We start from the raw sequence: 12,153 nt of genomic DNA, 5'->3' as shown, positions 1-12,153 counted from the left end.
GGCGCTCCTATAGAAGTCATCAAACAGTACGTTCAGCAGCAGAGAACACCGCATTAGTCGGCTATCGCCGACGAGCTTACATCCCCGCACTCAAAGTACGGGGTTTTACGCTCAACCGATAAACAGACGAGCTCTGGACTGTTGAAACTCACGGTGGTTATTTAATACTTGCGTAGCCAGAGTCTTATAACTTGGGTTGGGATAAGTAGCCGTTTCTGGCACGTTGCCATAACCAGGGCATGAAATATATCCAGCAGGCCATCATTATTAAACCCAAATCAATAGCTAAATTCTATCAATACAATCGACATGATCAATTATACCAATCGCACAGATAGGCATATTCTTTCCCTGTCGCCACCGAAAACGGTCAGGCAACAAAACAAAATTAGTGGAGAGTATTTTGATCCACCGCTCAGAAGTCATGATGTCTGATCAAAATATTTTCGTTTATATCCAGCCATTTGAGAGCAAATGGCTACAGCAGGAAGGAAAGCACCATGTCCCTCATTAACACTGAAATCAAGCCATTCAAAGCCACTGCTTTTCATAATGGTGAATTCGTTGACGTGACCGAAGAGAACCTGAAAGGCAAGTGGTCCGTTGTCTTCTTCTACCCAGCTGACTTTACCTTTGTCTGCCCAACAGAACTGGGTGACGTAGCTGACCACTACGAGCAGCTGCAAGCCATGGGCGTTGAAGTGTACTCCGTTTCCACAGACACCCACTTCACTCACAAGGCATGGCATGACAGCTCTGAGACCATCAACAAGATCAAGTTCCCAATGATCGGCGATCCAACAGGTCGAATCACTCGTAACTTTGAAGTGATGATCGAAGAAGAAGGTCTGGCACTGCGCGGCACTTTCGTCATGAACCCTGAAGGCGAGATCAAAGTCGTTGAAACCAACGACCTGGGCATCGGCCGTAATGCTGAAGACCTGGTTCGCAAGATTCAGGCGGCTCAGTTCATCGCTGCAAACCCAGGTCAGGTATGCCCAGCTGCATGGAAGCCAGGCGAAGAAACTCTGGAACCTTCCCTGGATCTGGTCGGCAAAATCTAAAAAACCTGTGCTCCCTGTTCAAACAGGGAGCCTGAACCCCCTTTGAAAAGATCAAGCGAGTCAGTCATGTTAGACGCAAACATCAAAAAGCAATTGGAAGCTTACTTCCAAAACCTGAAAACCCCTGTTGAGATTGTTGTGTCTCTTGATGACTCCGCGAAATCACAGGAACTGGCTTCTTTAGCCAGAGACCTTGAAACACTGTCTAACCAGATCACCCTGCGCGAAAGCAACAATGATCAGGAGAGAAGGCCTTCCATGGCCATTCAAGGCAAAGCTCTTGCTCATCAGAGCAATCGCCCGGCAATCCGCTTCGCCGGACTCCCCATGGGCCACGAATTTAACTCATTGATACTGGCCATTCTCCAGAGCGGTGGTCACCCGGCCAAACTGGAAGCCGATTTGATCGAACAGATCAAACAACTGGATGGCGAGTTCAATTTTGAAACTTACATCTCTCTGTCCTGCCAGAACTGCCCGGAAGTAGTCCAGGCTCTGAACCTGATGGCAGTGCTGAATCCTGGCATCAGCCACACCATGATTGACGGTGCCCTGTTCCAGGACGAGGTGGATGAAAAACAGATCATGGCGGTACCTGCCGTATTTATGAACGGCCAACCATTTGGTCATGGTCGTATGAGCACCGCTGAGATTGTTGCCAAGCTGGACATTAATGCTGAAAAACGTGCGGCAGCAGCGATCAGTAAAAAAGAACCTTACGACCTGCTGATTGTCGGTGCAGGTCCTGCCGGTGCCGCTGCAGCGATTTATGCAGCTCGAAAAGGCATTCGCACCGGTCTGGTAGCAGATCGCTTTGGCGGTCAGGTGATGGATACCATGGCCATTGAGAACTTCATTTCCGTTAAAGAAACCGAAGGTCCCAAACTGGTAGCTAATCTGGAACAACATGTTCTGGACTATGACGTGGATGTCATGAGCAATCAGCGCGCCAGTACTCTCATTGAACATAACCGTAGCGCCGGTGAGCTGGTAGAAATCCAACTGGAAAGTGGTGCCAGCCTGAAAAGTAAAACCGTACTGATGGCAACCGGTGCCCGCTGGAGAGAAATGAATGTGCCAGGAGAACAAGAGTACCGGGGTAAAGGGGTAGCTTACTGCCCACACTGTGACGGGCCTCTTTTTAAAGGCAAGCGCGTTTCGGTTATTGGTGGTGGTAACTCGGGTGCTGAAGCCGCAATTGATTTGGCCGGTATTGTTTCCCACGTTACATTGATTGAGTTTGACAGCCAATTAAGAGCAGACGAAGTACTTCAACGCAAGTTACGTTCTTTGAAAAATGTCACCATCATTACAAGCGCACAGACTACAGAAGTGCTGGGCGACAGTAATAAAGTGAATGGTCTGACTTATAAAGATCGTAAGACAAACGACGAAATCAGTTTAGAGCTGGAAGGTATTTTTGTTCAGATTGGTCTGGTACCTAATACCGAATTCCTTAAAGGCTCAATGGAATTAACACCACGAGGCGAAATCGTTGTTGATAACCGGGGTGAAACTTCCATTCCAGGCGTGTTTGCTGCCGGAGATGTAACAACAGCACCTTACAAACAAATTATAATTGCTATGGGTAGCGGTGCAAACGCTTCATTAGGCGCATTTGATTACCTGATCAGAAACAATTTTGAAGGTGATACTGCCGAAGCTGCATAACCTATTATTAATTAACAAAATAAATCACTTTTTGCCAGGTCAGACTAGCCTGACCGCCAACCTACGGCTTCCTGATCTGGCACCTTGACTCTCTTCATTCTAACTTTCTTATTAATCACTCAGCCCCTACTCCTAATCATTAAAAATAAAAAGGAAGTAGCTCACAACAAAACACATCAGCTGTCTTAGATTACAAAGCCGTTACATCTTCTTGATTTTCATATTTCTCTCATTAACAATCAGTTTTCCAGAATGACTTTAATAAAAGCATTAAGTCAATGATCTGACATTAATGTGGGCTGTTTAGGGATGCCGTTGTATCTGGAAATGGAATAACTCTTCTAACGACCTGGCACACAACGAGGTTTTTTTTAAGAGTTACATTGGAAGTATTGTTCAGGATAAAAAATGAAAACAATAATAATGAAACCTCTGGCTGTCGGTGTTATGGCACTGGCACTGGCCGGTTGTAAAGTCGAACTATCCGTCGATGGAAACAACCACTGGGTCACTGATCCAGTCTCTATTGGTTTGCCGCATCTCCCCCCCAGTCTGCAAACCGTTTCTTTTGAAGGTACCATTGAACAAAAAGGTAATAGCTACGTATTCTCTCATGGTGTTCTTTACGACATCGGTGGTGGACGTTACAGCTATATCTCTACGACAGGCGAAGATGCTGAAATTCCATTCACCATCTCCCATGGCAAAATTTCTCGCCAGGGCACCCTGACCGTATCCAACGTCTCTACTGACCCTCTCTTTGGTCAGCAATGGCACCTTAGCAATACCGGACAAAGTGCTTATTCTCAGAATCAGGATGGTATGGACGCCTATATTGAGTGGTCCAAAGCCTATTTTGGTTATGACGATGAATACATCGCTAACAACCCACAACGCTACACCTTCAATGCTGACCTGCGCGTAGCTGACCAGGACATGAACGCTGGCACTGCTCACGCAATGGGCTACACCGGTAAGGGCGTTGTTGTCGCAGTGACCGATACCGGTCTGGAAGGAGCTCATGAAGACCTGGTAGATAACTACCGTGCTGAAGGCTCCTTTAACTTTGTTGAAGCGGATTCTGATGATCCAACCAACACGTATGACAGCCGTGGTGACCATGGCACCAGTGTGGGTGGTTTGATTGCGGCTTCTGCCGGTAATGGCATGGGTGGCCGTGGTGTTGCGCCTTCTGCAACGCTGCTGGGTCAAAACTTCCTGAAGAATCAGACCGATGAAGCTACTGCCACTATTCATGGTATGTACGAAGGTGCTGATCAGGACGTCATCAACAAGAGCTGGGGTTCAACCCTGTTCATCCAAACCAACGGCGTTATTCATAATGCTGAAGTGGACGGCTACATTGATGCTTACCCTGCTCTGAACCTCAGGGACGGTAAAGGTGCCATTGTCGTTAAATCAGCCGGTAACAGCTTCAATGACTCTGACCTTTCACAGAATTTCTTTGGTCTGGGTCTGGGTTTGTGTGATGTCAATGGTGCAGCGGCGTATGGCCTGACCTGCTCCAACGCTTCCATTAACTCTGGTAACAACCACCCTTACCAGATGGTCATTGGTTCCAACAATGCTGACGGTACACACACCAGTTACTCTACTGCCGGTTCTGCAGTATGGGCTTCTGCACCTTCCGGTGAGTATGGTTTCCGTGAACCCGCCATGATCACTACCGATCAGAGTAACTGTGAAATAGGCTACAGTGGCTCCACCAATGAAAACTTCTACCTGAACGCTTATCAGGGTTACCCTTACGGCAAGATGTACCCACTGAATGGCGTCAGCTCAGAAATCGCTACAGAACTGGATCCTGGCTGTAACTACGTTCAGACCTTCAATGGTACTTCGTCTGCTGCACCAAACACTTCCGGCGCAACCGCTCTGATTCTGGAAGCCAACGGCAATCTCAGCTGGCGTGATGTGAAGCGCATTATTGCTTCTACCACTGACCAGATTGTTTCTGAAGATCCACAGGTTGTTCTGCCAGTAGGCAACAGTGAATATGTAGCCCATGATGGTTGGGTGACCAATGCCGCCGGTTATTCTTTTAATAACCTGTTTGGTTTTGGCCGGGTCAATGCCGGTGAAGCTGTGAAGATGGCTGAGAACTATCGTGACTACCTGGGCACTTACACAAGCTCAGGCTGGATCGATGCGAAAGCCGGAGTTACCGTACCTGATAACAATGCCCAGGGTGTCACCCACAGCATTGAGATTGACAACAAGCGCGGTGTTGTTGAAGAAGTACAGATCCGTATCACCCTGTCTAACGACAGCATGATCACAGACGTTCAGAAAGAAGGTCCAAAGACAGCTTCTACCATTGGTAGTGATACAGCGTTCGAACTGACTTCACCTTCTGGCACCAAGAGCATCATGCTGACAGCTCGTACAGGTACCTTTGCCTCTTATGACTGGGCATTCGGTGTCGCTCCAGCGGATGAGACACTCATGTACAAGGATATGATGCTGCTCAGTAATGCCTTCTACGGCGAACCTGCAGGCGGTAACTGGACTCTGCGCGTGATTGACACCAACGGCAACGACATTCCGTCACTCAACCCTGAAGTCACTTTCGTGAATAACACCGTAGATTCTACACTGGACACATGGGGTATCACTTTCTATGGCGAGAACTTTGCCAATGAACTGGCAGGGGAGAAGTAACCATGGGAATCAATAACATGAAAAAAGCAAGCCTTGTACTACTGGCCACCTGCGTAGTCTCTACTGCAGCAGTAGCCAATAAGGAACTGTCCGTCGACTCCGCCAAGGATCAGTCGGTCACCAGCCAGCAAGCGACACAAAACGTTGTACAGCTGAATAACCGCAGCTTTGTTGTGAACGCTCCTGCTGTTCGCACCTTCTCGTTTGCTGCCGCTACATCGGCTGCACCAGCCAAGCCAGCTGTGACCAAAGGTATGACCCTGACCAGTAAACTGACAGGGCAGCCTGTCAAAGTAACCGGCCGCTTTACCGTTCTTCTGGATAATGGGGTTGATGCCTCTGAGTTCGCAGCGAAGCACGGTTTGAGCCTGTACAAACAGATGGGAAGTTCACGTCTGGCTATCTTTGAAGCGGCTGAGTCCGTTGATTTGCTGGCTCTGGATGCACAATTGCGTGAATCTTCAGGCCTTTCTTCTGTGAAGATTGAACTGTTGGAAAATCTGAATCAGCCGCTGTAAGGTCTGACTCATAAAAGCCTGGCTGGTTTCAGCCAGGCTTTTTCCCTTTCAGGAGGCAGCAATACCTCCTAGCAAGACATACTTCATTTCCAGATACTCATCCAGACCGTACTTTGATCCTTCCCTGCCTATACCTGACTCCTTGATGCCACCAAAAGGGGCCACTTCTGTGGATAAAACACCTTCATTGACGGCAACCATTCCATACTCAAGCGCCTCAGCCACTCTGAATACACGACTTAAGTCGTTGGCATAAAAATACGCAGCCAGACCGTATTGGGTATCGTTGGCCATGTTGATCACATCGTCTTCGTAATGAAACCGGAAGACAGGAGCTACAGGTCCAAAAATTTCTTCCCGGTAGCACATCATTTCCATAGAGGCATCAGCCAGGACAGTAGGTTCATAAAACAGGCCTCCCAAGCTATGAGGCCGGCCTCCCGTGAGCAATCGGCCTTTTTTGGCCAATGCATCCTCCACCATATTTTTGGTCTTCAGAAGTGCGGCTTCATTAATCAAAGGCCCCTGGTTGAAGTCTCCGTCCAGAGCCGGACCCACAGTCAACCTGGAAACAGCCTCAGAAAACTTCTCAACAAACTCATCATAAATACCATCCTGAACAAACAGACGATTCATGCAAACACAAGTCTGACCTGAATTCCGATACTTGGAGGCGATTGCACCCTGAACAGCCTGCTCGACATTGGCGTCATCAAAAACAATGAAGGGAGCATTGCCACCCAGTTCCAGAGAAACTTTCTTAACAGAATCTGCGCACTGCTTCATCAACAGTTTGCCAACCGCTGTCGAGCCCGTAAACGACAGTTTTCTGATTATGGAGCTGCCTGTTAACTCGGCACCGAGTTCTTTGGCATCACCGGTGACAATATTGATAACACCGGCAGGAATACCTGCACGTTCAGCCAGTTCAGCCAGGGCAAAAGCAGAGAGCGGTGTCAGCTCCGAAGGCTTGATAACAATGGTACAACCCGCCGCCAGAGCCGGAGCGACTTTTCGGGCAATCATGGCATTCGGGAAATTCCAGGGAGTGATAGCCGCTACTACGCCTATCGGTTCACGGGTGACCATAATTCTCTGACTGCTTTTTGTAGCAGGAATCAGATCACCATAAGCTCTTTTTGCTTCTTCGGCATACCATTCTATGAAAGAAGCGCCATAACCCACTTCCCCCCGTGATTCAGCCAGTGGCTTGCCCTGCTCTGCTGTCATCAATGTGGCCAGGTCGTCCTGATTGTCCAGAATCAGGCTGTACCACTTCCTGAGTAAAGAAGAGCGCTCTGCTGCTGTTTTTGCCCGCCATTCAGTAAAGGCATCTTCAGCCGCTTTGATGGCAGTGCGAACATCTGAAGCACCCAGCATGGGGATATGAGCGATCACTTTACCGGTCGCGGGATTATGAACGGGAAGCGTTGTGGACGCACTGATCCAACTTCCATTGATGTAGGCCTGCTGTTTAAAAAGACTGGAATCGTGCAGTTTCATGGCTAACCCCTTGAAAACGATTAGCCAAAGCATAACGCACAAAGGAGACAGTTAAACAGATTCCAGATGAGAGCCCTGTGATTCCATACCATTCAGCCAAAACCACAATTGCAGAGCAGACAATTATTCTCAGAAAACCCTGACTCAAGTTATCAAGCTGAGTCAGAGTGATTACGCGAAAGGATAAAAAAAACAGCGCCCTGAATAGGCGACAATACACAATAAAGTAATTATTGCCCGTTATTGAAAAGCACTGTCTGTAAGCGGTCTGCAGCTTCGCTATATTCCCTGGACAACTGTGACACCAACTCCGCAACACGCTGAACCTTTTTTACTGAGCCAATGCCCTGCCCAGCGCCCCAGATATCTTTCCAGGCTCTGGCATCAGAACCGGCAAAATTAAAAATATCCTGACTGGGCTCAGGCAGGTTTTCGGGGTCCAATCCAGATTTAGTGATACTGGGTTTCAGGTAATTACCATGAATACCCGAAAAGACAGGGGTATAAACAATGTCACTGGCGACGCCATCCACCAGCATCTCACGATAATCTTCCGGCGCATTGGCTTCTGCCGTAGCAATAAAGCTTGAACCCATATAGGCCAGATCGGCTCCCATACTTTGTACCGCCAGAATATCGCTACCAGTGGCTATGGAACCTGCCAGAATAATCATGCCATCAAAAAAACTTTTAACTTCATTAACCAGTGCAAAGGGACTCAGAGTTCCTCCATGCCCCCCGGCACCCGCACAAACCAGAATCAGGCCATCAACACCATGCTGATGAGCTTTTCGGGCATGACGAACATTAATGACATCGTGCAATACAACACCACCGTAACTATGAACGGCTTCAATCAATTCCGGAGAAGGTGCACGAAGGCTGGTGATAATAACCGGAACCTTGTGACGAATGATGGTTTCTATATCAGCCTGCATTCTGGGATTATCAGGCTGAATCACCAGGTTAACCGCAAAAGGTGCAACCTTTTTCTCCGGAAACTCCGCCTTATAGGCATCCAGCTCTGCGTTGATTCGTGTCAACCAGACATCCAGCTCTTCCTGGGGACGGGCATTCAGGGCAGGAAAAGAGCCCACAATACCGGCTTTGCACTGGGCAATAACGAGCTCAGGACCGGAAACAATAAACATCGGAGAACCTATCACCGGCAGAGTCAGGTTATCGTTCAGTGAGGAATGCAGTGCCATGATTTTTTGTCCTTATAATAAACAGCCTGGTGCGCTCACTCTAAGCGATAAAGACCTGACTTGTCATGACTGTATGCACGACACCGTGGCATTTTCACGCTAACTCCTGCTATGGTATTAGCCACCCCCTTTCTTCTCAAAAACAATAAATAAAACCTGGGGAAGTTATGACACTGGTTCGACGCATTTTCTCAACACTGGTCATCATAGCCATCATTCTTACACTGGTGGTCACCTCAATCTGGTTTTATCTGAATCCTACGCCGCCCCGACAACAGTTGTTTGTGAACGGTGTCATACTGACTATGGATCAAAAGAACTCTGTCGTTGAATCCATTCTGATAGAAGACGAAAGGATTATTGCTACTGGCACAGAAGAAGCTATGGAAGAACTGTCCTCTTTCGATGCTGAATTGATTGACCTGGATGGACAGACACTGCTTCCCGGATTTATTGAAGCTCACGGACATTTTCCCGGCAGTGGCATGAATGCCATGGCTTCAGATCTGAATAGTCCCCCCATTGGCGATGTGCTTTCTATCTCTGACGTTAAGAAGAAACTGAGTACCCAGACTAACGCATTAGAAGACGGTGAGTGGGTATTAGGGTTCGGCTATGATGACACCCTGATTCTGGAAAGACGCTTTCTTAACAGAGATGATCTGGACAGCATCTCCACCACACAGCCAGTCTTTGTCATGCACATTTCAGGTCATATGAGCATGGTCAACAGCTATGTTCTGGATCAGATGGGTATTGATGACAACACTCCTAACCCAGAAGGAGGTGAGATTGTTCGCGATGCCAAGGGTCGAGCCACCGGATTACTAAAAGAGACGGCCCAGGAAGACATCCGACTTGAAGCGATGGATGTGGGCCCCTCCAGATTATTCGATATGCTGGCTGACAGTGTTCGGGACTACCTGCTACAGGGTGTTACCACCGTTCAGAGCGGTTTAACGCCTCCTGAGCAATTAACCCCACTGGGTTATCTCGTGACAGCCGGTCTGATTCCTCAACGGATGGTTTTCTGGCCAAATGAAGAGCTGGCTCAGGACATTGAGAATGGTCATATCACTCCCATTAATAACGACAAAGTCACTACAGGTGCGCTCAAACTGGTCACTGACGGTTCTATTCAGGGATACACTGGCTTTTTGTCTCAGCCTTATTTCAAACAACCTGAAGACAAAAAACCTGCGTATCAGGGCTATCCCAGCCAGTCTGCACAGGCACTGAACGAACAGGTTGCCCTGTGGCATGAAAAAGGTTGGCAGCTGGCCCTGCACGCCAATGGTGATGCAGCGATTGATCAGGTTCTGGATGCTATTGAACAGGCTCAGAAAACCTATCCCCGTCAGGATTCACGACACATTATTGTTCATGCCCAGACCGCAAGACCCGATCAGTTGGAAACAATGGCCAGACTGGGAGTGACCCCGACCTTTTTCCCTTCTCATATTTATTACTGGGGAGACCGACATAAGAACTTGTTCCTGGGTCAGGCAAGAGCTCAACAAATCAGTCCATTAAAAACCGCCAATGACCATGGAGTCCGCTATACCATCCATACTGACACACCCGTTGTCCCTATCGAACCACTGAGGCTAATCAGCAATGCTGTCAACCGACAGACAAGTCAGGGCAACATTCTTGGGGAAGAAGAAAAAATATCGGTTATACAGGCTCTGCGTGCCACCACAATTGATGCTGCCTGGCAGGTATTCAGAGAAAAAGATCTGGGGTCCATTGAAGCCGGAAAGCTGGCAGATTTTGTCGTACTTTCTGATAATCCACTGGAACATGCCCAGCAGCTGGAAACACTGGATGTTGTGCAAACCTGGATCGGAGGAGTAAAGCGATATGACCGGGATGAATTACGAGCACGAGAATGAATGGCTGGCCGACCGGGAAAGTCTGTTTAAAAGCTATGTACCGGAGATTCGCCAAATGGCACGTTCTCAGGGTGACCGGGTGCCTGAATGGAGTGATTTGAACGATCAGCGCCACCGGTTTATGGCAGACTTTCCTCAGGATTCTGATTTACTGATCTTTGCCTATGGCTCTTTACTCTGGAATCCATTGCTTCGTTTCAGTCATCAGTATCATGCGATACTGCCCCAGTATCATCGCCGTTTTTGTCTGGATATGACCTTCTTCAGAGGCAGCCAGGAAACCCCCGGACTGATGATGGCTCTGGATAACGGTGGCCATTGTGAAGGCGTCTGTTATCGTATTCCTGCGGCACTGGTTGATGAGGAACTGCATATTCTCTGGACCCGGGAATGCTGTCTGTATGGCTATACTCCCACCAGGATTGAACCAGAGATTAAAGCGTTGGACATTTCACTGCCCTGTTTAACCTTCGTCGTTAACCATGACAGTTCCCGCTATATTGGCGAACTGTCAGAGCAGCAGACGGTTGAAAGAATCAGGACAGCCGTTGGCCAGTTTGGCAGCAACCGGGAATACTTTGATAATACCCTTGCCCACCTGAGAGAAATGAAGATTCATGATGAAGAGTTGGAGAGCCTGGATCAGGCTCTCCACTGCGATTAGAAAGCGTAATGCAGAGATAACGTCAGAACCGGATACCAGCGGAAACTGCTTAACTCATCTTCAACCCGCTTTTGTTCTGCGGCCAGATTTTCACTCAACCCTGCAATGTTGGAACCGGATGAGGTGCTTAACGAAACATCCGGTTCTCCCTGATAGAGCACACCCAGATCAACACCGTAATAAAAGTCAGATCGTCCTATTGGTCCCATAAAACCAATACCTAAATAAGGACTGACATCTCCGAATTTCATTTCAGATTCAAGATTTCCAATCTGGTCAGTGGTATACGAAGTACCATTAATGGTTAGCGTCCCATTCTGACTTTTGGCTTTGGCATCCAATTGATTGCCGTTATAAAACGCCCCCATAGTGAGAAAGAAATCATTCTCCCAGGGATGCCAGTCCATGGTGACACCGACTGTTCCTAATTTCAGGTCACCTTCATAAGTAATACCATTTTCCTTGAATTCATAATTGCCAGAATAACCATTCAGCTGCAACCTTATAGCAAACTGATCGTTCATCTGGTTGGTAAACACTATATGCGCCCCCAGAGAACTGACCCCCACCCCTGCTTCGGTGGTTTTCGCTAAGGAAAAAAAGGAAAGGAGCATAAGCCCGGTAAAAAGGATCACTTTCTGCATCTGACGGTCCTTGTCATGACGTTCTAGGAGTCTGTCGGACTTAGCCGACCGTAGCGAGAAAAAGTCCGGTTTGAGACAGTTTTTATGATTATTTGAGGCGAATAGCGAGCTATTCAACGAAAAGAATCATAAAAAATGGCCAAATCAGGCTTTTTCGCAGTAGGTCAGTGGGAAGTCTGACAGGCTCCTAGACAATTCTCTCAGCGCATCGGCGACCAAAGGGAAGAACTTCTTCGCAGGCCCTCGTCGTTCAGACGGTATGGAATACGATTACCTGTTCCCACCCGCCAATCGTGAAGACGGT

9 protein-coding genes are annotated in these 12,153 nt (G+C 48.0%); 6 read left to right on the top strand and 3 right to left on the bottom strand.

The features are described 5' to 3' along the window. The first annotated feature begins 500 nt into the window (after positions 1-500). From ahpC to ACR2PX_RS08630, 4 genes are all read left to right on the top strand, one after another. Positions 501-1,064: an alkyl hydroperoxide reductase subunit C gene (gene ahpC / locus ACR2PX_RS08645; RefSeq protein WP_433998959.1), complete on the top strand. Its 564-nt coding sequence runs from the start codon at positions 501-503 to the stop codon at positions 1,062-1,064. Positions 1,065-1,130: 66 nt separating this feature from the next. After that, positions 1,131-2,735, top strand: a complete 1,605-nt coding sequence (gene ahpF, locus ACR2PX_RS08640) for an alkyl hydroperoxide reductase subunit F (RefSeq protein ID WP_433998958.1) — start codon at positions 1,131-1,133, stop codon at positions 2,733-2,735. A gap of 408 nt (positions 2,736-3,143) precedes the next feature. After that, positions 3,144-5,417 (top strand): S8 family serine peptidase, encoded by a 2,274-nt coding sequence (locus tag ACR2PX_RS08635; protein WP_433998957.1) that lies wholly within the window; start codon positions 3,144-3,146, stop codon positions 5,415-5,417. Positions 5,418-5,419: 2 nt separating this feature from the next. Continuing rightward, positions 5,420-5,935: a hypothetical protein gene (locus ACR2PX_RS08630; RefSeq protein ID WP_433998956.1), complete on the top strand. Its 516-nt coding sequence runs from the start codon at positions 5,420-5,422 to the stop codon at positions 5,933-5,935. 48 nt (positions 5,936-5,983) lie between these two features. Here the strand turns inward: ACR2PX_RS08630 and ACR2PX_RS08625 are convergent, their stop codons facing one another. After that, positions 5,984-7,438: an NAD-dependent succinate-semialdehyde dehydrogenase gene (locus ACR2PX_RS08625; RefSeq protein WP_433998955.1), complete on the bottom strand. Its 1,455-nt coding sequence runs from the start codon at positions 7,436-7,438 to the stop codon at positions 5,984-5,986. A gap of 230 nt (positions 7,439-7,668) precedes the next feature. Then, positions 7,669-8,646 (bottom strand): NAD(P)H-dependent flavin oxidoreductase, encoded by a 978-nt coding sequence (locus tag ACR2PX_RS08620; protein WP_433998954.1) that lies wholly within the window; start codon positions 8,644-8,646, stop codon positions 7,669-7,671. Positions 8,647-8,813: 167 nt separating this feature from the next. Here ACR2PX_RS08620 and ACR2PX_RS08615 point away from each other — a divergent pair, with 167 nt between their 5' ends. Both ACR2PX_RS08615 and ACR2PX_RS08610 read left to right on the top strand, forming a co-directional pair. Further along, positions 8,814-10,541, top strand: a complete 1,728-nt coding sequence (locus ACR2PX_RS08615; RefSeq protein WP_433998953.1) for an amidohydrolase — start codon at positions 8,814-8,816, stop codon at positions 10,539-10,541. After that, positions 10,510-11,205, top strand: coding sequence for a gamma-glutamylcyclotransferase (locus ACR2PX_RS08610; protein WP_433998952.1), 696 nt, complete (start codon positions 10,510-10,512; stop codon positions 11,203-11,205). Before ACR2PX_RS08615 ends, ACR2PX_RS08610 begins: the two co-directional genes overlap by 32 nt. Here the strand turns inward: ACR2PX_RS08610 and ACR2PX_RS08605 are convergent. After that, positions 11,202-11,849: a hypothetical protein gene (locus tag ACR2PX_RS08605; protein WP_433998951.1), complete on the bottom strand. Its 648-nt coding sequence runs from the start codon at positions 11,847-11,849 to the stop codon at positions 11,202-11,204. The two genes, ACR2PX_RS08610 and ACR2PX_RS08605, sit on opposite strands and share 4 nt — an antisense overlap. Positions 11,850-12,153 lie beyond the last annotated feature (304 nt).

The organism is Endozoicomonas sp., assembly GCF_051008435.1.
In the GTDB taxonomy this organism is placed as follows: Bacteria; Pseudomonadota; Gammaproteobacteria; order Pseudomonadales; family Endozoicomonadaceae; genus Endozoicomonas_A.
The sequence above is the reverse complement of the archived record's forward strand: the minus strand, read 5'-3'. Positions and strand labels throughout refer to the sequence as shown.

Excerpts from the sequence above, each read along its gene's own strand:
- ACR2PX_RS08625 (WP_433998955.1), bottom strand. The coding sequence starts at position 7,438 with ATGAAACTGCACGATTCCAGTCTTTTTAAACAGCAGGCCTACATCAAT.
- ACR2PX_RS08615 (WP_433998953.1), top strand. The coding sequence starts at position 8,814 with ATGACACTGGTTCGACGCATTTTCTCAACACTGGTCATCATAGCCATC.
- ahpC (WP_433998959.1), top strand. The coding sequence starts at position 501 with ATGTCCCTCATTAACACTGAAATCAAGCCATTCAAAGCCACTGCTTTT.
- ahpF (WP_433998958.1), top strand. The coding sequence starts at position 1,131 with ATGTTAGACGCAAACATCAAAAAGCAATTGGAAGCTTACTTCCAAAAC.
- ACR2PX_RS08630 (WP_433998956.1), top strand. The coding sequence starts at position 5,420 with ATGGGAATCAATAACATGAAAAAAGCAAGCCTTGTACTACTGGCCACC.
- ACR2PX_RS08620 (WP_433998954.1), bottom strand. The coding sequence starts at position 8,646 with ATGGCACTGCATTCCTCACTGAACGATAACCTGACTCTGCCGGTGATA.
- ACR2PX_RS08635 (WP_433998957.1), top strand. The coding sequence starts at position 3,144 with ATGAAAACAATAATAATGAAACCTCTGGCTGTCGGTGTTATGGCACTG.
- ACR2PX_RS08605 (WP_433998951.1), bottom strand. The coding sequence starts at position 11,849 with ATGCAGAAAGTGATCCTTTTTACCGGGCTTATGCTCCTTTCCTTTTTT.
- ACR2PX_RS08610 (WP_433998952.1), top strand. The coding sequence starts at position 10,510 with ATGACCGGGATGAATTACGAGCACGAGAATGAATGGCTGGCCGACCGG.